Source organism: Planobispora rosea, from assembly GCF_014648175.1.
Classification (GTDB): Bacteria; Actinomycetota; Actinomycetes; order Streptosporangiales; family Streptosporangiaceae; genus Planobispora; species Planobispora rosea.
This window is the reverse complement of record NZ_BMQP01000004.1, coordinates 58,332-83,485: the sequence shown is the minus strand read 5'-3', so window position 1 is coordinate 83,485 and position 25,154 is coordinate 58,332. Positions and strand designations below refer to the sequence as shown.

At 73.4% G+C, this 25,154-nt stretch carries 23 protein-coding genes; 20 read left to right on the top strand and 3 right to left on the bottom strand.

Annotated elements, in window-relative coordinates:
• Window positions 1-80: 80 nt before the first annotated feature.
• From IEZ08_RS05115 to IEZ08_RS05105, 3 genes are all read left to right on the top strand, one after another.
• Entirely contained in the window at window positions 81-749 is a 669-nt protein-coding gene (locus IEZ08_RS05115) for a MerR family transcriptional regulator (protein ID WP_203863225.1), read from the top strand.
• A 70-nt stretch (window positions 750-819) separates the two neighbouring features.
• Window positions 820-1,563, top strand: a complete 744-nt coding sequence (locus IEZ08_RS05110) for an ABC transporter ATP-binding protein (protein ID WP_068922741.1) — start codon at window positions 820-822, stop codon at window positions 1,561-1,563.
• A 3-nt stretch (window positions 1,564-1,566) separates the two neighbouring features.
• Complete coding sequence (locus IEZ08_RS05105) at window positions 1,567-4,146, top strand: FtsX-like permease family protein (RefSeq protein ID WP_189241762.1); 2,580 nt, start codon at window positions 1,567-1,569, stop codon at window positions 4,144-4,146.
• Between the two features lie 3 nt (window positions 4,147-4,149).
• On the opposite strand, the gene IEZ08_RS05100 is transcribed toward IEZ08_RS05105, so the two are convergent.
• A complete protein-coding gene (locus IEZ08_RS05100) occupies window positions 4,150-4,782 on the bottom strand; it encodes a TIGR03085 family metal-binding protein (protein ID WP_068922743.1) in 633 nt (210 codons plus the stop codon).
• A gap of 191 nt (window positions 4,783-4,973) precedes the next feature.
• Here IEZ08_RS05100 and IEZ08_RS05095 point away from each other — a divergent pair, with 191 nt between their 5' ends.
• From IEZ08_RS05095 to IEZ08_RS05015, 17 genes are all read left to right on the top strand, one after another.
• On the top strand, window positions 4,974-6,758 hold the full coding sequence (locus IEZ08_RS05095) for an ABC transporter ATP-binding protein (RefSeq protein ID WP_068928636.1): 1,785 nt from the start codon (window positions 4,974-4,976) through the stop codon (window positions 6,756-6,758).
• A 64-nt stretch (window positions 6,759-6,822) separates the two neighbouring features.
• On the top strand, window positions 6,823-8,595 hold the full coding sequence (locus IEZ08_RS05090) for an ABC transporter ATP-binding protein (RefSeq protein WP_068922744.1): 1,773 nt from the start codon (window positions 6,823-6,825) through the stop codon (window positions 8,593-8,595).
• A gap of 93 nt (window positions 8,596-8,688) precedes the next feature.
• A complete protein-coding gene (ppk2, locus tag IEZ08_RS05085; RefSeq protein WP_068922745.1) occupies window positions 8,689-9,621 on the top strand; it encodes a polyphosphate kinase 2 in 933 nt (310 codons plus the stop codon).
• Between the two features lie 143 nt (window positions 9,622-9,764).
• On the top strand, window positions 9,765-10,112 hold the full coding sequence (hisI, locus tag IEZ08_RS05080) for a phosphoribosyl-AMP cyclohydrolase (RefSeq protein ID WP_068922746.1): 348 nt from the start codon (window positions 9,765-9,767) through the stop codon (window positions 10,110-10,112).
• 41 nt (window positions 10,113-10,153) lie between these two features.
• A complete protein-coding gene (locus IEZ08_RS05075; protein WP_189241761.1) occupies window positions 10,154-10,942 on the top strand; it encodes a Trp biosynthesis-associated membrane protein in 789 nt (262 codons plus the stop codon).
• 153 nt (window positions 10,943-11,095) lie between these two features.
• Window positions 11,096-11,512 carry a DUF4190 domain-containing protein gene (locus IEZ08_RS05070; RefSeq protein WP_068922748.1) on the top strand — a complete coding sequence of 139 codons (417 nt, stop codon included), beginning with the start codon at window positions 11,096-11,098 and terminating at the stop codon, window positions 11,510-11,512.
• A gap of 79 nt (window positions 11,513-11,591) precedes the next feature.
• Window positions 11,592-12,110, top strand: coding sequence for a DUF2752 domain-containing protein (locus tag IEZ08_RS05065; RefSeq protein ID WP_308426620.1), 519 nt, complete (start codon window positions 11,592-11,594; stop codon window positions 12,108-12,110).
• 179 nt (window positions 12,111-12,289) lie between these two features.
• On the top strand, window positions 12,290-13,099 hold the full coding sequence (trpC, locus tag IEZ08_RS05060; RefSeq protein WP_068922750.1) for an indole-3-glycerol phosphate synthase TrpC: 810 nt from the start codon (window positions 12,290-12,292) through the stop codon (window positions 13,097-13,099).
• A 44-nt stretch (window positions 13,100-13,143) separates the two neighbouring features.
• Window positions 13,144-14,349 carry a tryptophan synthase subunit beta gene (trpB, locus tag IEZ08_RS05055; RefSeq protein WP_203863233.1) on the top strand — a complete coding sequence of 402 codons (1,206 nt, stop codon included), beginning with the start codon at window positions 13,144-13,146 and terminating at the stop codon, window positions 14,347-14,349.
• A gap of 73 nt (window positions 14,350-14,422) precedes the next feature.
• On the top strand, window positions 14,423-15,220 hold the full coding sequence (trpA, locus tag IEZ08_RS05050; protein WP_068922751.1) for a tryptophan synthase subunit alpha: 798 nt from the start codon (window positions 14,423-14,425) through the stop codon (window positions 15,218-15,220).
• 270 nt (window positions 15,221-15,490) lie between these two features.
• Window positions 15,491-16,009 (top strand): MauE/DoxX family redox-associated membrane protein, encoded by a 519-nt coding sequence (locus IEZ08_RS05045; RefSeq protein WP_229802930.1) that lies wholly within the window; start codon window positions 15,491-15,493, stop codon window positions 16,007-16,009.
• The gene (locus IEZ08_RS05040) at window positions 16,009-16,767 is read left to right on the top strand and encodes a DsbA family protein (protein ID WP_068922753.1); all 759 of its coding nucleotides are present in this window, start codon (window positions 16,009-16,011) and stop codon (window positions 16,765-16,767) included. The genes IEZ08_RS05045 and IEZ08_RS05040 overlap by 1 nt, the downstream gene beginning before the upstream one ends.
• A 26-nt stretch (window positions 16,768-16,793) precedes the next feature.
• Window positions 16,794-17,909, top strand: a complete 1,116-nt coding sequence (gene lgt / locus IEZ08_RS05035; RefSeq protein WP_189241760.1) for a prolipoprotein diacylglyceryl transferase — start codon at window positions 16,794-16,796, stop codon at window positions 17,907-17,909.
• Window positions 17,906-18,625, top strand: coding sequence for a VIT1/CCC1 transporter family protein (locus IEZ08_RS05030; RefSeq protein ID WP_068922755.1), 720 nt, complete (start codon window positions 17,906-17,908; stop codon window positions 18,623-18,625). Before lgt ends, IEZ08_RS05030 begins: the two co-directional genes overlap by 4 nt.
• Window positions 18,622-19,668 (top strand): hypothetical protein, encoded by a 1,047-nt coding sequence (locus IEZ08_RS05025; protein WP_068922756.1) that lies wholly within the window; start codon window positions 18,622-18,624, stop codon window positions 19,666-19,668. Before IEZ08_RS05030 ends, IEZ08_RS05025 begins: the two co-directional genes overlap by 4 nt.
• 22 nt (window positions 19,669-19,690) lie before the next feature.
• Entirely contained in the window at window positions 19,691-20,317 is a 627-nt protein-coding gene (locus tag IEZ08_RS05020; RefSeq protein ID WP_068922757.1) for a hypothetical protein, read from the top strand.
• 401 nt (window positions 20,318-20,718) lie between these two features.
• Window positions 20,719-22,794, top strand: coding sequence for a sensor histidine kinase (locus tag IEZ08_RS05015; protein WP_189241759.1), 2,076 nt, complete (start codon window positions 20,719-20,721; stop codon window positions 22,792-22,794).
• Between the two features lie 30 nt (window positions 22,795-22,824).
• On the opposite strand, the gene IEZ08_RS05010 is transcribed toward IEZ08_RS05015, so the two are convergent.
• A complete protein-coding gene (locus IEZ08_RS05010; RefSeq protein ID WP_068922759.1) occupies window positions 22,825-23,238 on the bottom strand; it encodes a response regulator transcription factor in 414 nt (137 codons plus the stop codon).
• A 99-nt stretch (window positions 23,239-23,337) separates the two neighbouring features.
• On the bottom strand, window positions 23,338-24,948 hold the full coding sequence (locus IEZ08_RS05005; RefSeq protein WP_189241758.1) for a bis-aminopropyl spermidine synthase family protein: 1,611 nt from the start codon (window positions 24,946-24,948) through the stop codon (window positions 23,338-23,340).
• Window positions 24,949-25,154: the final 206 nt, after the last annotated feature.

Below are 25,154 nucleotides of genomic sequence, written 5' to 3'. Positions count from 1 at the left end.
GCCTCCAAATGGATAACGGATATATCCATTATCCATATCGTAAGCTCTCCCGAGCGACAAGAGAGGGATTTGTTGTGCGGATGGCGGATCTGAGCCGGGCGACGGGCGTCTCGGTGCCGATGATCAAGTACTACCTGCGGGAGGGCCTGCTCCCGGCCGGCGAGCGGACCAGCCCCAACCAGGCCCGGTACGGCGAGGGCCACGTGCGCCGGATCAGGCTGGTGCGCGCTCTGGCGGACTACGGCGGCCTGTCGAACGCCACCATCCGGGAGCTGCTGGAGCGGCTCGGCGAGCCGGGAGCCGGCCTGCACAAACGGCTCGGCCTGGCGCATCAGGCCGTCATGCCCCGGCACGAGCCGGGAGAGGGGGAGCGATGGGAGGAGGCCGCGCGGCGGGCACAGGAGCTGATCGCCCGGCACGGGTGGGAGTACGACCCGGACAGCCCGGCGATGGTGGCCGTCACCGGGGTGTTGTTCAATCTCGCCGAGCTGGGCTACCAGGGGACCTTCGACCGCCTGGACGCCTACGCCGAGGCCGCGGGACTGACCGCGGAGGCCGACCTGGACACGCTGGCCGCCGAGTCCGGCCTGGAGCGGATGGTCGAGTACGTCGTGGTCGGCACGGTTCTCGGAGACGCCCTGGTCACGGCCCTGCGCCGGGTCGCCCAGTCCAACGCCTCGGCCCGCCGGTTCGGCGGGGGCACTGAGGGCGGCGAGGGCGGCGAGGAGGCCGGCGGGGGACGGGGGTAGGGCCAGCCTCACCGCGAACCCGGCGGACAGCCGCAATGATCTTTCGTGCCGCGACCGGTTGGCTGGGGGCATGAACCAGACGACCCTCACGGCTCCGGTGGCGCGTGCCGAGGCCCTGACCAAGACCTACGGATCCGGCGAGAACGAGGTGGCCGCCCTGCGCGGCGTCTCGGCGAGCTTCGCGCCGGGGCAGTTCACCGCGATCATGGGTCCCTCCGGGTCGGGCAAGTCGACTTTCCTGTACTGCCTGGCGGGGCTGGAGACCGTGACGTCGGGCTCGGTGATGATCGGAGACGTGGATCTCACCACGCTGTCCCGCACCCAGCTGACCGTTCTGCGCGGCGGGCGGCTCGGTTTCGTCTTCCAGGCGTTCAACCTGCTGCCGGTCCTGACGGCCGAGGAGAACATCCGGCTGACCGCGCGGATGTCGGGCCGGAAGGCGGACGAGGCGTGGTTCGGCGTCCTGGTCGACGCGCTCGGCCTGCGCCCGCGGCTGGGCCACCGGCCCAGCCAGCTGTCCGGCGGCCAGCAGCAGCGGGTGGCGGTCGCCCGCGCCCTGCTGACCCGTCCCGAGGTGCTCTTCGCCGACGAGCCGACCGGCAACCTCGACTCCCGCTCCGGCGCGGAGGTGCTGCGCTTCCTGCGCTCCGCCGTGGACGCCTACCGGCAGACGGTGGTGATGGTCACGCACGACCCGGTCGCCGCCGCCTACGCGGACAGGGTCCTGTTCCTGGCCGACGGCCGGATCGTGGACGAACTGACCGGCCCGACGATCGACGCCGTGCACGCCCGGATGCGCCGGCTGGAGGGCTGAGCCGTGTGGCTGATCGCCCGCCGCACCCTCGCCTCGGGCTGGGCCGGACTGCTGGCCACACTCCTGGCCATGCTCCTGTCGGTCGGGCTGATGTCCGGCGCGCTGCATTTCGCGCTGCGCGCGCAGGCGGCCGCGATCGGGTCCGACGCCGCCGAGTACGCCAGGGCCGATGTGATCGTCCGTGCCGCGGCGGACGGCAGGCCCGGGATCGAGATCGCCCGGCTCGCCTCCGTTCCCGGCGTCGCCGCCGTGGCCGGGGACGCGTCCGTGCCCGTCACGGTCGTCGGGACCGGTGGAGCGCCGGTGACCGCACCCGCCGGCGGGACCACGTCGCTGCGCCCATGGATCACCGACCCCCGCCTGAACGCCTACCACCTCGTCTCCGGCCGCGCCCCGGCCGGAGACGGCGAGATCGTCGTGCTGCGGCACGTCGCCGAGGCCGGTGACCTGGCCGCCGGTTCGACCGCCACCCTGCTGCTGGCCGAGGGGACCCGCACGGTCACCGTCGTGGGCGTGGCCACCGTCGAGGGCCTCGGCACGGTGGCCACGGGCGACGTCGTCCTCGCCGCGCCGGAGACGGTACGGCGCGCGGCCGGGCTGCCCGAGGGCCGCTGGCAGGCGCTGTGGGTGAAGGCCGCCCCGGGGACGGGGGCGGCCACCCTGCGGGACGGCCTGCGCTCGCGTCCGGGAGCCGAAGCGGTGACGGTGCTGACCTCCGCCGCGGTCCGCCGGGAGCAGTCCGGCGAACTGGCCGCGATGGGGTTCTCCCTCGGCGGCACCGTCGGCATGCTCGCGGTCATCGCGATGTTCGTCGGCATGTTCGTCGTGTCCGGCACCTTCGGCGCGCTGGTCCGCCAGCGCACCCGCACCCTCGCCCTGCTGGCCGCGATCGGCGCCCGGCCCCGCCAGATCAGGCGGCTGATCCGGCTGGAGGCGCTGGCGGTGGGGGTCGTCGCCGCGGCCGGGGGCGTGCCGGCCGGATACGGCGTCTCGCACGTCCTCACCTGGCTGCTGGCCCGCGACGGCTATGACGTCTCGGCCGGGGAGACCCCTCTGGGGTGGATCGCCGTGGCGGTGCCGTTCGTGCTGGGCGTCGCCACCGCCTGGTTCGCGGCGGGCAGAGCCGCCCGCCGCGCGGCCGGCGTCGCCCCGGTCGAGGCCCTGCGCGCCACGGCCGTCGACGCCCCCGGCGGGCCGCGGCGGATCCGCGGGGCGCTGGGAGTCCTGGCGCTGTCGGGCGTCGGGTTCGGCCCGGCGGTCGCGGTCGCGTTCGACGAGCCCCCGGGAGCGGACCGCACGGTGGGGATCGTCGTGCTGGTGCTGATAGGCGTGATGATCGCCTTCAGCGCCCTGGCGATGCTCACGCCGCTCTTCGTCGGCCCGCTGGGCGGCCTGGTCGGCAGGCTGGCGGTGCTCGCCGGCGGTGAGCCCGGCCGGCTGGCGCGGGCCGCGATCGTCCGCAACCCCACCCGCGTCGCCTCGGCCGCCGGCACGCTCATGCTCGGCGTCATGATGGTCGCCTCGACGGGGGCGCTGTCCTCCTCGGTGCAGGAGCGCTTCCGGCAGGCCGGGGACGCGACCGTGCGGGCCGAGTACGTGATCGCCGGGGACGGAGGAGTGCCGCTCCCCGGCGATGCGGCCGCGCTCGCCGCCCGGGTGCCGGGGGTGACCGCGGCGGTCGGGCTGACCGGGACCGGTGCCGAGCTCCTGCCGGGACCGGGGCCGGAAGGATGGAAGGGGCCGGAGCGGCGGGAGGAGCCGTCGGAAGGGGAGGATCCCGATGAGGCGGAACCCGTCGTGCTGGAGGTGACCGGAGCCGCTCAGGTGGGGGCGGTCCTGCGCCTGGGCGGGCGCCCGTGGGAGCCGCGGCCCGGCCGGATAGCGCTGACCTCGTCGGTGATGGAGGCCAACGGCATCCGTACCGGTCAGCGGATCACCCTGCGCGGTCCCTCCGGGGAGGCGGCCCTCATCGTCGCCCACCGTTACCACGACCCCTCCCACATGGTCGCCGACCAGGCGCTGGTGCACCCGTCGGAGATGGCCCGGCTCGACGCGCGGGCTCCGACGACGGCCGTGCTCGTGCGGGGCGCGGCCTCGGCCGCCGTCCTGGAACGGGCGCTCGCCGCGGTGCCGGCGGTCCGGGTCCACGACCGGGACTCCTACGTGCGCGCGGCGGCCGCCTCCCAGGTGCGCGGCCTCGGACTGCTGTACGGGTTCATCGCCATGGCCCTGCTGATCTCCCTGTCCGGCATGGCCACGACGGTCTTCCTCGGTGTCACCGAGCGCACCCGGGAGTTCGGCATGCTCGGCGCCGTCGGTGTCACGGCTCGGCAGATCCGCTCGATCGTCCGCTGGGAGGCCGTCACGGTCGTGCTCCTGGGCCTGCTGCTGGGGCTCGGCGCGGCGGCCGGCACGATGGCGTTGCTGCGCGGGCTCACCGGCAGTTCGTTCATCCGGGTGGCGATGCCCCCGTGGCTGCTGGTCCTGGTCGCCGGCGGAGCCGTGGCGATCGTTCTCGTCACCACGGCGATGCCCGCCCGCCGCGCGGCAGCCGTGCCCGTCCTCGAAGCGACCAGGATGTGAGGGTCAGACGCCCAGCGGGGCGTCCATCAGCCGGGCCACGGCGGCGTCGTCGCCGCTGAGGTCCACCCGGGCCTGGGCCTGGCGGCCGAAGCAGAACAGCAGCAGCTCGCCCGCCGGGCCGGTCACCTCGACCCGGGGGGCGTTCTCGGCGCCGCCGACGGCGACGCCGCCGCCGATCCGGTGCAGCACCACGCCGACCGGCGACCTGCGCAGGAACAGCCCCCGGCCCATCCGCAAGCGCTTCCAGAAGGTGTCCTCCAGGTCGGCGGGGAGCTCGCGGGGCTCCCAGACGCGCTGCGCGCGCCGTACGTCCTCGTGGTGGATGAAGAACTCCATGGTGTTGACGGCCGCGTCCAGGCCGGGGACCAGGCCGTAGACCCCGCCGGGGCCGGAGCGGACCAGCTCCACCAGGCCGTCGAAGCCGTGCTTGGCCTTCAGCGACTCCTGCACCCGGGCGGTGTATCCGGCCAGCGGGGCCAGGGCGATGCCTCCGGCGGCGTCGGGGCGGCGCTCACGCAGGACGAGGTGGGCGGCGAGGTCGAAGGTCGTCCAGCCCTCGCACAGGGTGGGGGCGTCCGGGCCGACCCGGGCGAACAGATCGCTCAGCTCGGCGCGCTCGGCGCGGGCATACGTCATCCCGCGATCGTAACAAGGCTGTTGCGTGAGCAACCAGGTGGGATGGGAGCTTCCGGACATTTCACTGCGGGAAGCTCCGCGCTGGGAATAAGTGCTTGATCCGGCGTGATACTCACTTAAGTAGCAACATCCTGAAACGTCCCCTCTGAAAGGACACCTCCCGAGTGGCGAGCAAGGTGACGTCCGCCGTCATGCGTCAGGGACTCCGCGTACTCGGGGTGGCGATCCGGGCAGAGAAGGCCGTCTTCGCCGCGGCCGTGCTGTTCAGCAGCGTGTACGGCGCGATGACGGTCGCGTCCGCGTGGGCGCTGGGCTGGGCCGCCGAGAACGTCGTGCGGCCCACCTTCGCCAGGGGAGAGGCCGCCACCGGCGTGATCGTCCTGGGCACGCTCCTCATCCTCGGCACCGCGCTGCTCAAGGCGATGGGCGTGGCGGGGCGGCGCTACTTCGCCGGAGTCATGCAGTACCGGATGCAGGCCCGCTCCCGCCGGGGCGTCACCCGGCAGTATCTGAAGCTCCCGCTGGCCTGGCACCACCGGCACCCGACCGGCCAGCTGCTGTCCAACGCCAACTCCGACGCCGAGGCCGCCTGGGCCCCGCTCGCCCCGCTGCCGATGGCGGTCGGCGTGATCGTCATGCTGGTCACCGCGGCGGTCGCGATGGTGGTCACCGATCCCGTGCTCGCCCTCGTCGGCTTCCTGATCTTCCCGGCGATCGCCCTGCTGAACCTGGTCTACCAGCGCAGGCTCAGCCCGCTGGCGACCCGCGCCCAGCAGCTCCGCGCCGACGTCAGCGAGATCGCGCACGAGAGCTTCGACGGCGCCCTGGTCGTCAAGACCCTCGGCCGCGAGGACACCGAGACCGCCAGGTTCCAGGCCAAGGCCGCCGAACTGCGGGACGCGAACATCGCGGTGGGGCGGGTGCGCGGCCTGTTCGACCCGCTGCTGGAGGCCCTGCCCACCCTCGGCGTGCTCGCCGTGCTGCTGGTCGGCGCGGTGCGGCTGGAGAGCGGCGCGATCACCGCCGGCGTCCTGGTCCAGGTCGCCTACCTGTTCACCCTGCTCGCCTTCCCGATCCGCGCCCTCGGCTGGGTCCTCGCCGAGCTGCCCCGCGCCGTCGTCGGCTACGAGCGGGTCCAGGCCGTGCTCGACGCGACCGGTTCCATGGAGTACGGCGCCGCCACGCTGGCCGCCGACGCCCCGGCCCGGCTGGAGGTACGGGACCTGAGCTACGCCTACGGCGACTTCCGGGTGCTGCACGAGGTGAGCTTCGAGGTCGAGCCCGGCCGCACGGTCGCGCTCGTCGGCCCCACCGGCTCCGGCAAGTCCACCCTCGTGCAGACCTTCGTCCGCCTGGTGGACCCGGAGGCCGGGGCCGTCCTCATCGACGGGACGGACCTGCGCGAGGTCGCCCGCGGCGGGGTCAGCGACGCGGTGTCGCTGGTGCCGCAGCAGACGTTCCTGTTCGACGACACGGTACGCGGCAACGTCACCCTCGGCCTGCCGATCCCCGACCAGGAGGTCTGGGCGGCGCTGCGCCTGGCCCAGGCCGACGGGTTCGTCAGCGCGCTCCCCGCCGGGCTCGACACCATGGTCGGCGAGCGCGGCACCACCCTGTCCGGCGGCCAGCGCCAGCGCCTGGCCCTGGCCCGCGCGCTGGCCCGCCGCCCCCGGCTGCTGGTCCTGGACGACGCCACCTCCAGCGTGGACCCCCAGGTCGAGGCCAAGATCCTGACCGGTCTGCGGGACGCCGCCGCGACCTCGGCGGCCTCGACCGTGGTGGTCGTCGCCTACCGGATGGCCACCATCGCCCTGGCCGACGAGGTCGTCTACCTGGAGCACGGCCGGGTCGCCGACCGGGGCACCCACGACGAGCTGCTCGTCCGCTGCGAGGGCTACCGCAACCTGGTCACCGCCTACGAGCGCGAAGAGGCCGAGCGCGAGGCGCTCGAGTCGGATGAGGAGATCAACGCGTGAGTGAGCGTCGCGAGCGAACCAACGGACACAGCACCTCACGAGTGAGGTCGACGGAGGGGGCCGAGTGAGCCTGCTTCAGGGGGTGGAGCGGTCGGCGGTGGCCACCGTACGCCGTGGCCTGTCCCTCACCCCGGAGTTCCGCAACGGCCTGGCCGGGACGTTCGTGCTGGCCGTGCTGGCCACCGTCGGCAAGGTGATCGTGCCGATCGCCGTGCAGCAGACCATCGACCACGGGCTCAAGGGCGCGGTTCCCGACGTGCCGTACATCCGCACCACCGTCGCGGTGTGCGCGGCGGCCGTGGTCTTCACCGCGCTCTGCGGCTACCTGATGAACGTCCGCCTCTACAAGGCGACCGAGGCCTCGCTGGCCACGCTCCGGGTGCGCGGCTTCCGGCACGTGCACGACCTGTCGGTGCTCACCCAGAACTCCGAGCGGCGCGGCGCGCTGGTCTCCCGGGTGACCGGCGACGTCGACCAGATCAGCGCGTTCATGCAGTGGGGCGGGCTGATGATCATCGTCGCGGTGGGCCAGCTGCTGGTCGCCAGCGTGGTGATGTTCGTCCTGTCCTGGCAGCTCGCGCTCCTGGTCTGGGCCTGTTTCCTGCCTCTGATGATCGCGCTGCCGCGCTTCCAGCGATGGCTCTCGGCCGCCTACACGCGGGTCCGCGAGCGCACCGGCGACATGCTCGCCGCGGTCAGCGAGTCCGTCGTCGGCGCGGCGGTGATCCGGGCCTACGGTTCCGAGAGCCGTACGGCCGAGCGGCTCGACACCGCCATCGACGCGAACAAGGCCGCCCAGGCCCGCACCCAGAAGATCGTCGCCACCGTCTTCCCGCTGACCGAGATCGTCGCCGCGATCGCCCTGGCCGCCGTGGTGCTGCTCGGCGTCCGGCTGGGCGCCGACGACGCCATCAGCGAGGGCGGTCTGGTCGCGTTCCTGTTCCTGATCACGCTCTTCGTCTCGCCGATGCAGATCGCCACCGAGGTGCTCAACGAGGCGCAGAACGCGATCGCCGGATGGCGGCGCGTACTCGGCGTGCTCGACACCCCGCCCGACGTCGCCGACCCCGGCGCGGACGGCGTCGAGCTGCCGCGCGGCCCCATCACGGTCTCCTTCGAGAACGTGGGCTTCGCCTATCCCGGCGGCGCGCCGGTGCTGCACGACGTCTCGGTGGAGATCCCGCCCCGCTCGCGGATCGCGGTGGTCGGGGAGACCGGCTCGGGCAAGACGACCTTCGCCAAGCTCCTCACCCGGCTGATGGACCCGGTCTCCGGGCGGGTCACGGTGGACGGGTACGACCTGCGCGAGGTCCGCTTCTCCTCGCTGCGCGAGCGGATCGTCATGGTGCCGCAGGACGGCTTCCTGTTCGACGGCACGCTGGCGGAGAACGTCCGCTTCGGCCGCCCGGGGGCGACCGACGCCGAGATCACGCTGGCGATGACCGAGCTGGGCCTGGCGGACTGGGTGGAGGGCCTGCCCGCCGGGCTGGACACCCCGGTCGGCCAGCGCGGGGAGTCGCTGTCGGCGGGCGAGCGCCAGCTCGTCGCGCTGGCCCGCGCCTACCTGGCGGACCCGGACCTGCTCCTGCTGGACGAGGCGACCTCCGCGGTGGACCCGGCCACGGAGGTACGGCTGGCACGTGCCCTGGAGGGCGTCACGCGCGGCCGTACCGCCGTCTCCATCGCCCACCGGCTGTCCACCGCCGAGGCGGCCGACGAGGTCCTCGTCTTCGACCGCGGCCGGATCGTCCAGCGCGGCCCGCACGCGGAGCTCGTCGCGGAGCCGGGGATCTACGCCGACCTGCACGCGTCCTGGGTGAGCGCCGCCCGTTCGTGAACGGGGCCCGGACGGCCCCCGGACATCCGCGACCGGTTCCGCGGACAGGGCCGGAGCGGGTTAGGAAGCCCGCGGCGGTGGCAGAAGCCGGATATGGACGCGAACCTGCTACCGCCGGGGGTGCGCTCCGCCGTCGCCGAGAGCGACCTGGTGGAGGACCTGAAGCAGTTCCTGGTCGACGACGACGAGGGCGACGACGACCCCGTCCTGAAATGGCTGGACGGCACTCCCGTGGACACCTGGCGGGAGCACTACCCCTACTCCGAGCGCATGTCCCGCGACGAGTACGACAAGATCAAACGGCTGCTCCAGATCGAGCTGCTCAAACTGCAGTACTGGATCAAGGACACCGGCGGGCGGCTGGTGGTCCTGTTCGAGGGACGTGACGCGGCGGGCAAGGGCGGCACGATCAAGCGGTTCATGGAGCACCTGAACCCGCGCGGGGCCCGCGTGGTCGCGCTGGAGAAACCCAGCGAGCGCGAGAGCACCCAGTGGTACTTCCAGCGTTACATCCAGCACCTGCCCGCGGCGGGGGAGATGGTCTTCTTCGACCGCTCCTGGTACAACCGCGCCGGGGTGGAGCGGGTGATGGGCTTCGCCACCGAGGAGGAGTACCTGGAGTTCATGGCGCAGGCCCCGGCGCTGGAGCGCATGCTGGTGCGCGACGGCATCCACCTGGTGAAGTTCTGGTTCTCCGTCTCGCGCCAGGAGCAGCGCACCCGTTTCGTCATCCGGCAGGTCGATCCGGTGCGGCAGTGGAAGTTGTCGCCGATGGACCTGGAGTCGCTGGACAAGTGGGACGAGTACACCCAGGCCAAGGAGGAGATGTTCCTGCACACCGACACGGACGTGGCGCCGTGGACGGTGATCAAGAGCAATGACAAGAAACGGGCCAGGGTCGAGGCCATGCGGCACGTCCTGAGTCTGTTCGAGTACGACAACAAGGACCACGACGTCGTCGACGCCCCCGACCCGAAGATCGTGGTCAAGGCCGCCGACGTGCTCGACGCCGACCGCACGCGATAGCGGCTGCCGGGAGCGCCGGGCCGGTCCTCCGCGGAGACTCCCCCGTCATGCCGGAGACTCCGCGGAGGACGGGGGAGTCTCCGGGATCACGGCGCACCCGGACCGGGATCCGCCCCCGGCCCTGGTTGCGGCACAATTGCCGCATGCCCCTTGACCCCGCGATCGCGGCCCGCCTGAAGCGCACCGGCGACGGGCTGGTGCCCGCCGTCGCCCAGCAGTACGACACCGGTGAGGTGCTGATGCTCGCCTGGATGGACGACGAGGCCCTGCACCGCACGCTCACCACCGGCCGGGCCACCTACTGGTCGCGCAGCCGCGGCGAGTACTGGGTGAAGGGCGACACCTCCGGCCACGTCCAGCACGTCAAGTCGGTGGCCCTCGACTGCGACGGCGACACGATCCTGCTCAAGGTCGACCAGGTGGGCGCGGCCTGCCACACCGGCGACCGGACCTGCTTCGACGCCGGCGAGCTGCCGGTGACCCCGGAGTGAGCGCCGGGGAGGCCGGTGAGCGCGCCGGGGGAACGGGGGCCGTGTCCGGGGCGAACGCCAGGCGGGCGCTGTGGGCCTGGGTGCTCACGTGCGCGGCCGGTGCCGGGCTGGTGCTGCTGGCCGCCGGGCGCGGCTGGGCCACGCTCGATGCCGGCGGGTCCCGGGTGGGAGGCGGTTCCCAGCGGGTCACGCTGACGGGCGCCGAGCTCGTGCCCTTCCTGAACTCGATCGCGCTGGCGGCTTTCGCGGCGGTGGTCGCGGTGCTCGCCACCCGCGGGTGGCCGCGCAGGGCCGTCGGCGCGGTGATCGCGCTGTGCGGGCTGGGCGCGGTCGCGGGGACCTGGTCGGGCATCCGCCCGTCAGCGCTGGCCGCGGCGGCGCTCGACCGCCTGACCTCCGCGAGACTCCCGGGTACGGACTCGGCCGGGGACTTGCTCTCCACCGAGGTGCACTGGGCCTGGCCGCCGGCCGCGGCGGCGGGCGGGCTGGTGCTGCTGGCCGGGGGGGTGGCGGCCGTACTGCGGGGCGGCCGGTGGCCGGGCATGTCCGCCCGGTACGACCGCCCCGGAACGGGTTCCGGCGGCGCGGGGGACGGGCCCGCCGGGCCGGCGACCGACCGGGCGCTGTGGGACGCGATCGACGGCGGTGCCGATCCGACGGCCGACCCCGTGGCCGGCCCGGTGACCGCCCCGGCGGCCGGTCCGGAGAGCGGCGGGCCGGAGGGCTCCGGCGCCGGGGACGGCCCGGGGAGCAGGGGCGAGGGGATCGACGGTCCGGGGAACGGGGATGGCGGGGGCGCCCCGGCGGGCAGGGGCGGCCGGACCGGCTGAGGCCGCTCCTCCGATGTCGCGGGATATCGACGGCGAGTCCGTCATATCCGCTTTATGGTGGTCACATCTCGCTCCCGGGGTGATCGTGTCTCTTCCGGCGGGGGCGTTGTCGTTAGGCTTCCGCTCGCGACTCGGATAAAGGGGAGAGTTTTAATGAGCTATGACAAGCAGCCGGGCGGTTACGGGCCTCCCGGCGGTTACGGCCCCCCCGGTGGCGGTTACGGGCCTCCCGGCGGTGGTTACGGCGGGCCGCCTCCCGGCGGCTACGACCCCTACGGCTACGGTTACGGCGCCCCGCCTCCCCGCCCCAACAACGGCATGGCCATCGCCGCGCTGGTCCTGGGCATCGCGGGGCTGTTCCTGTGCGGTGTCACCTCGCTCGTCGGCGTCGTCCTCGGGCACGTCTCGCTGAGCCAGATCAAGAAGACGGGCGAGGAAGGGCGGGGCATGGCGATCGCCGGCCTGGTCCTGTCCTACTTCGGCATCGCCTGCTGGGTCGTCGTGCTGCTGCTCTGGCTGGGCGTGCTGGGTCTGGGCCTCTTCGGGGCGGCCACGTACTCGGGGTTCTGATCCGGTCCGCCGATCCCGTGCCGTCCGGATATCGTGGCGGTGTGACAGGTCGTCGCGGCCGGCGGGCCCGGGTGGGCCGATGACGGCGGGCGGACCGGCCGGGCCGGCGGGGACCGGTGGACCGGGCGGGCCGGAGGTGCCGATGACGGGCGGTGGACCGGCGGGGCCGGGCGGAGCCGTGGCGGGGCGGTCCCGCCGGTGGGCCCCGCTGGCGCCGCTGGGCGTCGCGCTGGCGGCGGGCGCCGGAGTCGCCTTCGTCGCCGCGGTGGACCCGAACGAGCCCGGTCATTACCCGTCCTGCCCGTTCCTCGTGCTCACCGGGCTCTACTGTCCCGGGTGCGGCGGTCTGCGGGCCGTGTACGCACTGGCCCACGGAGACCCGGTCGCGGCGTTCGGCCTCAATCCGTTCCTGGTGCTCGCGCTCCCGTTCGCCCTCCTGCTGTGGGGACGCTGGGCGGTGCGGTCCTGGCTGTCCCGGCGGGGCGGACCGGTTCCGGGATCGGGGATCCGGCCGGTATATCCGTGGGTTCTCCTGGGATTAATGATCGCTTTCTGGATAGCGAGGAATCTGCCTTCTGGGGAATTTCTAGCCCCATAAGCCCCTATATGCGGCACTATGTCTCACCCCCTGGCCGAGCGACCTCATCCAGGCCGATAGCATCGGCGGGACAAGGGCAATCGATCGGGAGGGACCTGACTCGTGAGTGAGCGGAGCGAGCGGACCGCGGGCGCAGCGGTGTCCGCGAACTTGATCGACGAGCTTCACGAGGAGGCCAAGTGAGCGTTCTGGACGAGATCATCGAGGGGGTCCGCGCCGATCTGGCCGACCGGCAGCGGAACGTCTCGCTCGCCGATCTGAAGGAGCGCGCCGAGCGCGCGCCCGCCCCCCGTGACGTCTACAAGGCGCTGGGCGGCGACCAGGTGTCGGTCATCGCCGAGGTGAAGCGCTCCAGCCCGTCCAAGGGCGCGCTGGCCGCCATCGCCGACCCGGCCGCCCTGGCCGCCGACTACGAGGCGGGCGGCGCGCACGTCATCAGCGTGCTGACCGAGCGGCGCCGCTTCGGCGGCAGCCTGGACGACCTGGCCGCGGTGCGCGCGGTCGTCGACATCCCGGTGTTGCGCAAGGACTTCATCGTCACCTCCTACCAGCTGTGGGAGGCCCGGGCCCACGGCGCCGACCTCGCGCTGCTGATCGTGGCCGCGCTGGAGCAGAACGCCCTGGTCTCGCTCATCGAGCGGGCCGAGTCGATCGGGCTGGCCCCGCTGGTGGAGGTGCACACCGCCGAGGAGCTCGACCGGGCGGTCGACGCCGGAGCGAAGATCATCGGGATCAACGCGCGGAACCTGAAGACGCTCGAGGTGGACCGCGAGGTGTTCGCCGCGCTGGCCCCGAAGATCCCGGAGGGCATCATCAAGATCGCCGAATCGGGTGTGCGCGGCCCCCACGACCTGCTCGCCTACGCCAGGGCCGGCGCCGACGCCGTCCTGGTCGGCGAGAGCCTGGTCACCGGCAAGGACCCCCGGGCCGCCGTGGTGGACCTGGTCACCGCCGGTGCCCATCCCGCCTCCCGACCCGAGGGACAGTGAGACAAGTGACTGCGACAGAGGGAACCATCCTCACCGCCGCGGACCTGGCCGGCAACGGAGTCCACGGCGACGACCCGGACGTGCACGGCAAGTTCGGCATCTTCGGCGGCCGTTACGTGCCCGAGGCGCTCATCCCGGCACTGGACCAGGTGGCCGCGGAGTACGAGAAGGCCAGGAACGACGTCGCGTTCCTGCGTGAGTTCGACCACCTGCTGCGCACCTACGCCGGGCGGCCGACCACCCTCACCGAGGTGCCGCGCTTCGCCGAGCAGGCGGGCGGGGCCAGGATCGTCCTCAAGCGCGAGGACTTGACCCACACCGGCGCACACAAGATCAATAATGTGCTCGGCCAGGCCCTGCTGACCAAGAGGCTGGGCAAGACCCGGGTGATCGCCGAGACCGGCGCCGGCCAGCACGGCGTCGCCACCGCGACCGCCGCCGCCCTGATGGGCCTGGAGTGCGTCATCTACATGGGCGCCGTCGACTGCGAGCGCCAGGCGCTGAACGTGGCCCGGATGAAGCTGCTCGGCGCGACCGTGATCCCGGTGCACAACGGGAGCAAGACCCTCAAGGACGCCATCAACGAGGCCTTCCGCGACTGGGTCACCAACGTCGACACCACCCACTACCTGTTCGGCACGATCGCGGGCCCGCACCCGTTCCCGGAGATCGTCCGCGACTTCGCCCGGATCATCGGCGTCGAGGCCCGCCGTCAGATGCTGGAGCTGACCGGCAGGCTGCCCGACGCCGTCTGCGCGGCCGTCGGCGGCGGATCCAACGCGATCGGCGTCTTCCACGCCTTCATCGAGGACGAGGGCGTGGCGCTGCACGGCTACGAGGCCGGGGGCCGGGGCCTGGAGACCGGCGAGCACGCCCTGACGCTCACCGCGGGTTCCGTCGGCGTCCTGCACGGTTCGCGCACCTACGTCCTGCAGGACGAGGAGGGCCAGACGATCGAGTCCCACTCGATCTCCGCCGGCCTCGACTACCCCGGGGTCGGCCCCGAGCACGCCTGGCTCAAGGACACCGGCCGCGCCACCTACCACGGCATCACCGACGCCGAGGCGATGGAGGCCTTCGCCCTGCTGGCCCGGACCGAGGGCATCATCCCGGCGATCGAGTCCTCGCACGCGCTCGCCGGAGCTCTCAAGCTCGGCCGCGAGCTGGGGCCGGAGGCGACCATCCTGGTCAACCTCTCGGGCCGCGGCGACAAGGACATGGGCACCGCGATGAAGTACTTCAACCTCTGACAGCAGCGTGCGCCCCCTCCGGCCCGCCGGCCGGAGGGGACGGCCGCGGCACCGAACCGCAACGGAACTCACGATGACGACTCTCCAGACGGTGTTCGCCAAGGCGAAGGCGGACGAGCGCGCCGCCCTCGTCGGCTACCTGCCCGCCGGATTCCCCACCAAGGACGGCGCGATCGCGGCCGCCACCGCCATGGTCGAGGCGGGCTGCGACGTGATCGAGATCGGCCTGCCGTACTCCGACCCGCTCATGGACGGGCCGACGATCCAGGACGCCGTGCACCGGGCGCTCACCAACGGCACCCGCATCGCCGACGTGCTGCGCACGGTCGAGGGCGTGGCCAAGACGGGCGCCGCCACCCTGGTCATGACCTACTGGAATCCGATCGACCGCTACGGGGCCGAGCGGTTCGCCCGTGACCTGGCCAACGCGGGCGGCGTGGGCACCATCACCCCGGACCTGACCCCGGAGGAGGCCGGTCCCTGGCGGCAGGCCAGCGCCGGCGCCGGGATCGACACGGTCTTCCTGGTCGCCCCCAGCTCCACCGGGGAGCGCATCCAGGCCGTCGCCGACTGCTGCACCGGATTCGTCTACGCGGCCTCGCTGATGGGCGTCACCGGCGCCCGCGAGTCGGTCAGCTCGGGCGCGCAGGACCTGGTCGAGCGGACCCGCGCGCACACGGACCTGCCGGTCTGCGTGGGCCTGGGCGTCGGCACCGGAGCCCAGGCCGCGGAGGTGGCCGGCTACGCCGACGGCGTCATCGTGGGCTCGGCGTTCATCCGCCGCCTCCTGGACGCACCCGACGAGGCCTCCGGCCTGGCAGCGGTCCGTGAGCTGGGCGCCGAGCTGGCGGCGGGCGTCCGCCGCGCCTGACCGCCCGGTCTCCCGTACCGTACGGAGTGCGGCCGCCCATCGGGACGGCCGCGCCCGCCGTATGCGGCGCCGGTCCGGGACGCCGGCCCGGCCGGTGACTTATTCAGCACTTATCCAGCCCATGATGAGGTTTCCCTCAGCCGGTTTCCCTCAGCCGCCGCGGGCGCATCTGCGCGCAACCGCCACGGCCGGGGTCGGGAATGGGAGACGATGACCGTCGTGACTTCTTACACGCCTGGGCCCTCAAGGATGCGTTCGGCGCTACCCTGGGTGACGACCGTCTCGCGGCTGATCCTGGCCGGAGTCTTAGTCATCGCAGGCTGGGGGAAGATCGGCACTCCGGTGCTCTCGGTCGAGGCGGTCAAGGCGTACCAGCTGCTTCCCGATCCGGTCGCCACGGCGGTGGGCTACGGCCTGCCCATCCTGGAGATCGTTGTGGGGATCCTGCTGATCGTCGGGTTGCTCACCCGCGTGGCGGGCATCGCCTCGGCGCTCCTCATGCTGGCGTTCGTCATCGGCATCGCCTCCGTCTGGGCACGGGGCCTGCGGATCGACTGCGGCTGCTTCGGCGGCGGCGGCCAGCTCGCGGCGGGAGAGGAACCCAGCTATCTCATCGACATCCTGCGGGACTTCGGCCTCTTCGCGCTCGGCGTGATCATCGCCTGGTTCCCGCCCGGACGGTTCGCGCTCGACTCGGCCCTCGGGCTGACCCCGGGCCGCGACTCCGGCCGACACGACGACGATCCCGAGAGCGACGACGAAGAGCTCCGGGAAGGAGAGGACGACTGATGGGCAAGGAGGCGAGAGAGGCCCGGCAGCGGCTGAAGGCGCAGCGCGAGGCCGAGCGCGAGAGGGAGCGCAAGAAGCGGATCGCGACCATCGTGACCGTGGCCGTCGTCGCCGTCGGCGCCGTCGGCGCGGGCTGGTGGTTCGCGGCGCAGAGCAGCCAGTCCGAGCAGCCGACCACGGCGCTCGCGCCGATCACCCGCGCCGCGGACGGCACGGTCGTGATGGCCAGGCCGGGGGTGGACAAGCCGGTCGTCGACGTCTACGAGGACTTCCAGTGCCCGGCGTGCAAGTCTCTGGAGGAGACCAGCGCCGCCACGCTGAAGAACCTGGCGGCCGAGGGCAGGGTCAAGGTGGTCTTCCACACCGTCACCATCTTCCCCCAGGACCTGTTCGAGGGCGTCACCCGCGCCAACTCCGTCCGGGCGGCGGCGGCGGCCCGCTGCGTGCCCGCCGGCCCCGCCTGGATGACCTTCCACGACAGGCTGTTCAAGGAGCAGCCGCCGGAGGACGCCGAGGGCTTCGCGATCGACGACCTGGTCGCCTGGGGCGAGGACGCCGGGGTCACCGACCCGAACTTCGCCACCTGCGTGAAGAACCAGCAGCACGCCGCCGCCCATCTCGCCGACAGCGACAAGACGCTGCAGGCGGCGCAGATCGACGGCACCCCGACGCTGAAGCTCAACGGCGCCGCCGTGGAGCAGGGGACGGCGTTCAACCCGTCCGCGCTCCGCCAAGCGGTGCTTGATGCCGCGAAGTAGCCCGAGACACGGTAACGTCACCTGACATGCCCCTCGCCTCGATTCCCAGCCCGTCCCAAGGGGTCTGGCAGCTGTTCGGCGTCATCCCCATCCGGGCCTACGCCCTGTGCATCGTGCTCGGCGTCGTCGCCGCCGTCGTCATCGGCGAACGCCGCTGGCGGGCGCGGGGCGGCGCCCCGGGCACCATCGTGGACCTCGCCGTCTGGGCCGTGCCCTTCGGCCTGGTCGGCGGACGTCTGTACCACGTCATCACCGACTGGCAGCTCTACTTCGGCGAGGACGCGCCCAACCGGCCCATCGAGGCGCTGTTCATCTGGAACGGCGGGCTGGGCATCTGGGGGGCCATCGCGCTCGGCGCACTGGGCGTGTGGTTCGGCTGCCGCAACCGCGGGATCTCCCTGTCCGCGGTGGCCGACACCGTCGCCCCCGGCATCGCGGTGGCCCAGGCCATCGGCCGCTGGGGCAACTACTTCAACCAGGAGCTGTTCGGCAGCCCGACCGACCTGCCGTGGGGTCTGGAGATCGACCCCGACCGGCCGGGCACGGTCCCGGGTGAGGACACCTACCACCCCACGTTCCTGTACGAGTCGATCTGGGACCTGGGCCTGGCGTTCGTGCTGATCTGGGCGGGCCGGAAGTTCGCGCTGCGGCACGGCCGCGTGTTCGCCCTCTACGTCGCGGGCTACACCCTCGGCCGGTTCTGGATCGAGGGCCTGCGCGTCGACGCCGCCCACGAGATCCTGGGCCTGCGGCTCAACCAGTGGACCTCGATCGTCCTGCTGATCGGCGCGCTCGCCTACTACGTGCTGACCCGCGACAAGACCGGCGAGGAGTCGCTCGGCACCGTGCCCGGGGACGACAAGGCCGTCATGACCGCCTCGCGCTCCGAGGACGGGGACGACGCCGAGAACGCCGCGGCCACGGGCTCGGACACCGCGGACGCCACGGCCACGGGTTCGGACGGCGCGGACGCGGACGGCGCGGACCCGGCAGCCGTGAGCGAGGACCCGGACGAGCCCGCCGACCCCGCGCATCCGGCGGACCAGGCGGACGAGCCCGAGACGGGCGGCCCGGTGGCCGGCGAGGACGACAAGTCCCAGCGGGTGAGCGCGACCGCCGAGGGGGAGAAGGGCACGTCGTGAGCACCGGGGGGTCCCGGGAACGCGCCGAGATCCATCACGAGCACCGGGACGTCAGCGGTGGCTGGCTGCGGCCCTCGGTGTTCGGCGCGATGGACGGGCTCGTCTCGAACTTCGCCCTCATCGCCGGGGTCGCCGGAGGCACCGACGACACGAAGGTCATCGCCCTGGCCGGGGTGGCCGGGCTGGCGGCGGGCGCGTTCTCCATGGCCGGAGGCGAGTACGTCTCCGTGGCCAGCCAGCGGGAGCTGGCCCTCGCCGAGATCGACGTCGAGCGCCGCGAGCTGCAGCGCCACCCCGAGGCCGAGGAGGAGGAGCTCGCCGGGGTGTACGTGGCGCAGGGCGTCGAGCCCGCCCTCGCCGCCGAGGTGGCCCGGCAGATCTCGCGCAACCCCAACAAGGCCCTGGAGGTGCACGCCCAGGCCGAACTCGGCGTCACCCCCGCCGACCTGCCCTCGCCGAAGACCGCGGCGGTCTCCTCGTTCCTGGCCTTCGGCGTGGGCGCGCTCCTGCCGCTCCTGCCGTACCTGCTGGGCGTCACCGACCTGGTAGCCTCGGCGATCGTGTCGTGCCTGGCCTTGTTCGGAGCGGGCGCGCTGGTGTCCAGGGTCACCGCGCGCAGCTGGTGGTACAGCGGGCTGCGCCAGCTCGTCGTGGGCGCCGCCGCCGCGGCCCTGACCTTCGGCCTGGGCAACCTCCTGGGAGAGACCGCGCTGTGACCGCCACCCCCGCCCGCAGGCGCCGCCGTTCCACGGCCGGGGCCCAGGAACGTCCCGCCGGGGCCGAGACCCAGAACCGTCCCGTTCCCGCCGAGGCCGGAGCGCCTCCGGGCCCGCCGCCGGGCGATCCCCGCCTCCCCGCGGGTCCTCCGCCGGGCGACCCCCGCCTCCCCTCGGGCCCTCCTCCTGCGCCGCGGGAGCGTCCCGCCGCCCGGGGGTCCCGTTCCGCGAGGTCCCGCAAGCGCCGCGCCCCCCGTGACCCCCGCGAGGAGGGGCGCGACCTCTCCTGGCTGGAGGAGCGGGGCCTGAGCCGCCGGCAGCGGCTGCTGGTCGTGGCCGGCGGCACGGTGGCCGGGGTGGTGGCCGCCGCGGCAGCGTTCATGATGTTCGTCACCTCCATCGGCGGCGACTACACACCCGACCGGGAGGCGGCCTCGGCGATCGGCACCCGGCCCCGGCCCGACGCCTACCGGGGCTGGCCCTCCCCGAAGCAGTTCGCGCCGATCGCGCAGCGGACGGCCGATCCCGAACCGCTGACGGTGAAAGAGGTCTTCGCGGAGAAGACGCTGAAGGAGGGGCGGATCACGCTGAAGCTGGCGGGCACCGACGCCGGAGCCGACTGCGCGGCGGCGGTGTGGGGCCGGGAGCTGGCCGACCAGCTCGCCCAGGGCGGGTGCAGCCAGGTCGCCCGGGGCGTCTACACCAGCGCCGACGGCCGCTACGTCGCCCAGTACACCCTGTTCAACCTGCGTGACGCCGCCTCCGCCGACGCGCTGGTGGCGTCCCTGACGACCCTGCACCGGGGCGGCTGGCCGCTGGCCCTGGAGTCGGCCACGGCGGCGTTCCCCCCGGGCGGGCACACCGAGGCCAGCGGCCACGCGATGGGACACTACGCGGGCCTGGTCTGGATCGGCAGGACCGACGGCGCCGAACCCGACGCCAAGGACGACTTCGTCTCCCTGGCCCTGGCCGTCAGGGACGCGGAGAAGGCCGTGTTCCGCCGCGTCGTCGCGGCTTCGCCGACGGCCGCTCCGACCCCGTGACGGCTCGGTAGGCTCGGTTCCCATGCGCAAGTGGATCGCCGTCGCCGTCGCCGCCGTCGTCCTGGTGGCCGCCGGGGCTGCGGCGTCCTGGTGGCTGACGGGCGGCGAGGAGGCCCCGCGGGCGGCGACCTTCCGCGGCGAGCCGACCACGGGCCACTACGTCCCCATCGCCACCCGGGACCTCGACCCCGAGCCGCTCACCGTCGCCGAGGTCTTCCCCGCGGAGTCGGTGGCCTCCGGCGGCGTCACCCTGCAGCGCCGGGGCACCGAGACGCTGACCGACTGCGCCGAGGCCGTGTGGGGGAGCGCGGAGGCCGCCGTCGCCGGATGCACCCAGGTCCTGCGCGCCCACTACGCGACCCGGGACGGGCGGATCTCCGGGCAGTTCCTCATCTTCAACCTGGCCGACTCCGCCGCCGCCGACAGACTCGTGGCCGCTTTGAGGTCCGGCGGGTTCGTCCGGTCCGCGCCCGGCACCCCCGAGGGGTTCGACGCCTCCCGGAGCCGGGCCCAGGCCCGGGCGCTGGGACACTACGTCACCGTGAGCTGGGTCGCCCCGGTGGGGGCCGGAGGGCGGGTGGACCTGACCCACCCGCAGGTGGCGGTCGACAGCCTCGGCTTCGCGGTCCAGAAACGCCTGGTGGACTGACCCGCGCCCCCGGCCCCCGGGAAACGGGGAAGCCGTCCGGAAGCGGACCGGCCCGGGGCCCGGCCCTCCGATGAACGGGGTGCTCCGCCGGGAAGCCGTGGAGCGCCTCAAAGCCCTCTGCGGATCGTCTGGTAACCGCCGTCACCCCGTGTCGTCCCCGGGGTGACCGGCGGCGCTGGGCTATTTTTTGGCCTCTGAGCGGTGCCGGGAGCAGCGGCGCGCCCTCGCACGGGCGTCCGGGCGCCGTTGCCGTACGGTCCATCCGCAGAAGGGACGCCTGTGACGCCGTGGAGAGCCGCCCGCCGTCCCCATCGCGGTGCCCGGCCCGCCTGCCGGCCCGTGGAGCCCGTGGAGCCCGTGGAGCCCGTGGAACTCGCCGGCCCCGGCGCGGCGGGTGAGCGGTGACGCCGGGCGGCGCGGTGCTGCGCCGTACGGTGGCGTTCACCCTGCTGTACGGCGCGGCGCTGGTGGTCGGGCGTCTGGACATGGTCGGCGGGACGGTCCTGGGGCTGATGTGGCCGGCGGCCGGCGTGGGGACGGTGTGGTTGCTGGTGCAGCGGCACGAACGGTCCAGGTGGCTGGACGCGCTGATGCTGGCGGCGGCCGCTTTCACGGTCAACCTGATGACCGGGGCCTCTCCGTGGCTCAGCGCCGCTTTCACCGCGGCGAACCTGGGACAGTCGCTGGTGTTCCTGCGGGTCTTCGCCCGGTTGTGCCCCGACCTGTGGAACGCCCCGGGACTGGGGAGCTTCGACCGGGTGCGGCATCTGTGGGGGCTGCTGGCGGCCTCGCTCGCCGGCGCGCTGCTCGGCGCGCTGGTCGGCTCCGCCGCGCTGGGGACGGTCACCGGCCAGTGGTCGTCGCTGGGCGGCACGGTGTGGATGGCGCGCAACCTCGTGAGCATCGTGATGATCACCGCGCTCTGCCTGCGCCTGGGGCGGCTGCGCGCGCCGCGGCCCCGCGACCGGCCGCGGCCCGGCCGGCGGGCGGTCCGGGACGCGCTGGGGCGCGTGCCGGGCCGGAGGATCGCGGAGCTCTTCCTCCTGCTGACGGTGTCGGTGGTGGCGTACGCCGTGACGTTCCGGCTCATGCACGACCTGCCCCTGGCGTTCCTGCTGGTGACGGTGACGGTCTGGGCCGCCGTCCGGTTCAGCACCACCTTCGTGACCGTGCACGACTTCGTCCTGGGAACCGCCGCCATCGTCTTCACCCTGTACGGCACGGGCCCGTTCGCCCTGATCGCCGATCCCACCGCCCGGGTGCTCGTGGCGCAGGTCTTCGTCGGGATGGTCGCCGTGATCGGCCTGGCGCTGGCGCTCAACCGGGACGAGCGCGAGGCGCTGGCGCGGCGGCTGGCGGCGGCGGAGCGGGAGGCGTCCGCGCAGGCGGAGACGTTGTCGGCGATCGTCGAGTCGATGCACGACGGGCTGGCCGTCATCGACGCCGAGGGGCGTTTCGTCATGCGGAACCCGGCCGCCCACCGGATGCTCGATCCCACCGGCCCGCCGGACACCGTCGACGCCTACGACCTGTCCCACCCCGACGGCACGCCCATCGGCAGGGAGCAGCTGCCGTACATGCTGGCCCTGGCCGGTCACGAGGTCCGCGGCATGGACGTGCTGGTGCACGGGCCCGGCCGGGCCGGGAACCGCATGCTCAGCGTCAGCGCCACCCGGCTGCCGGACGAGCGGGCGGCGGTCGTGGTCTTCCACGACGTCACCGAGGAACGGCGGCACCGCGACGAACTGGCGGCCTTCGCCGGTGTCGTGGCCCATGACCTGCTCAACCCGCTGACCACGATCGACGGCTGGACACAGGTCCTGGCCGGTGCCGGGAGCCAGGCGGCCGGGGACGACGGCACGGCCGGAGTGGGCGAGTGCGTCACCCGCATCCGGCAGGCCTCGTCCCGGATGCGGGAGCTGATCCAGGACCTGCTGGCGCACACCACCGCGCGGGACGCGCCCATCGAACCCGTCCCGATCGACCTCGGGCCGATCACGCGGGAGGTCGCCGCGGCCCGCGGTGACCATTCGGCGGGCCAGGACGACGGACGGGCCCCGGTGTTCCACATCGGCGAGCTGGACGCGGTCCGGGCCGACCGGGCGCTCCTGCGCCAGCTCCTGGACAACCTGATCGGGAACGCGGTGAAGTACACCGCCGAGGGGGAGCGGCCGGAGATCACCGTCACCTCCGCGGCGGATCGGCCGGGGTGGGTCCGGGTCGAGGTCGCCGACCGGGGCATCGGCATCCCCCCGGGGCAGCACGAAATGATCTTCGAGAGGTTCCACCGGGCCCATCCGGGAGGTCCTCACGGCGGCAGCGGGCTCGGCCTGGCCATCTGCAAGCACATCGTCGAGCGGCACGGCGGCGGGATCGGGGTGGAGGACAACCCGGGAGGAGGCTCGCGGTTCCATTTCACGCTGCCCGCCGCGGACGTCCCCGACCCCCGGATTCCCCGGCCGCCCCGGAGTCCCTGAGCCCGCCGGGGCCTCGGGTCTCCCCGCCGCTCAGGGCATCCCGGAGTCTCCGGCCACCGGGCCCCGGCCCGCGCCGCCGGACTGCAGGGCCAGGCTCCCGACGCGTTCCCGCAACTCGTGGATGTCGAAGGGCTTGGTCATGAAGACGTCCGCTCCGGAGGCCATGCCCTCGACCATGTCGGTGTCCGTGACCTGGACGGTCAGCATCAGCACCTTGACCCGTCCGGCCTCCGGCATGGCCCGCACCCGGCGGCACACCTGCGGTCCGGACAGGTAGGGCAGCCCCCAGTCCAGTATCACCACATCCGGGGGCTGCCGCTCGATGGCGGCCAGCGCCTCCGGGCCGCTGGAGGCCGTACGCACCTGATGGCCGTCCTGCCGCAGCTGCAGGACGATCAGGTCGCGGATGTCGGTGTCGTCCTCGACGACCAGGATGTTCGGCATGCCCCCGTCCTTTCTGCGCCACCCCAAGGGGTATTTGCCCCAGTATTTCGCCATCAGTCCCTTATGGGGCGGGGGCGTGAGGTGCCGGCCGGTCGCGCGTCACGCCTGTTCGGGGGCGGGGGCTTCGAGGGATCTCGCCACCGCGGTGGCGAGGTCGGCCAGCCGGTGGGCGGGCAGCTCCAGAACGGTGACGTCCCCGGACCAGGGGGCGGTCTCCGCGATGATCGACCTGGCCTGCCGCTTCGTCAGGTCGCCCCTGACCCTGATCAGGGCCTCACGCCAGGTGTTGGCGAGCTTGCCGTGGGCGTTGTCGAGGATGCGGCGCAGGATCCGCTCCCCGTCCGTCTCCGGGAGCGGGCGCCGTACGGCGTGCACCGCGGGACCGTCGGCGGACAGCTCGTAGACGGGGGCGAGCAGCGCGGTGGGCAGGTCCCTGGGCGGCGCGGCCAGGAGCACCCGGACGCGGCGGGCGCGGGTGGCCAGCAGCAGGCGGGGGAGCGCGGCCTCCAGGCCGGCCGGCACGGTGATCGCGACCTGGGCCGGGTCGGTGGCGTACGGCTTGGCGAGCCAGGTCGCCAGGCGCGCCCGGGGAACCTTCGGCAGCACGTCCCGCGGCCACTCGCCCACCAGCACCGCCGGGCTGAACCCGCCCATCGCCCCGGCTCCGGTCTCCGGCACCGCACCGGGCGCGGCGAGGGCGCCGTCCGGCGCGGGGCGGGACTCGACGGACTGGGGGCCGTGGGTGTAGATGGCGGTGCTGAGGGCGTCGACGCGGGCGGCGACGGCGGGCCAGGTCTTGGTGGTGGGGCGCAGGACGTACAGGTCGGCGGCCGAGCCGATGGCCTCGGCGCCGTGGTAGCGGTTGAAGTCCGGGTAGATCGCCTCGTTGACGAGGTTGAGCGCCGACAACGCCTGCTGGACCTTCAACGCCAGCGCCGGGGTGTGCTCGCCGGCGCCGTACGCCAGCAGGATCCGGCCCCGCTCGCGGTCCCCGAGCCCCTCCACCGCGCGGGCGGTGAACAGGCCGACGCCCTCCGGCGTGTACGGCGGGTCGGTGATCGCCAGATCGGCCCAGCCCTGGACCGAGGCGGGCAGCCCCAGGCGCAGGTCGGCCCAGCGGGTACGGATGTCCAGCCCGTACCGGTCGGCCTGCTCGGCGATGTAGGCGAGGATGCGCTCGTCGATGTCCACCACGGCCACCTCCGCGCGCGGCTGCAGCATCGCCGTCGCCAGCGAGGTCAGGTCGTGGTCGCCCACGCACAGCAGCCGGGACCCGGGCAGCCAGAACCGGGTCTCCATCAGCAGGGCCCGCCGGACCACGGTCTCGGCGGTCGCGGCCACGTGGTCCAGCGCCTGGCGGCCCCGGGGAGCCTTGGCGACCAGCTCCTCCATCCGGGCGAGGATCCCGGCGTGCCGGGGGAGCAGATGCGCCACCGGGTCGGCCGGACCCCGCGCCCCCGCGGCGGTCAGACTCCCCAGGTCGGCCGTGTCCGCCGGGCCGTCCGGCGAGGCGCGGAGCCGGAACCGGTCGCCGGAGCGCTCCGGCTCGGCCACCCGGAGCAGGGCCTCGACGGCCCGCCGCGACGTCGCGGTCTCCCGGACCAGGTCGGCCAGTGTCCACCAGCGCCCGTCACCCAGCAGGGCCAGCGCCAGCCGCAGCCGCCTGCCGTCCACCCCGGCCTGCTCCAGCAGCTCCTCGATCCCGTTCATGAGCACAACCCTAGGGTGTGTCCCACGCCCGTCCCCGCCGCGACCACCCGGGCATTCCGCCGGGAAGATCCCCGGAAGATCCACAGGAGATCCCCAGAAGATCTTCGTCGCGATGGAGGCCGCACGATACACCCTGAGCCCTCTGAGGGGAATGGCCGGACCGGATGCGGTGTTGGCCAAACGGCTGGATCAGGGTGAAAAGGTCG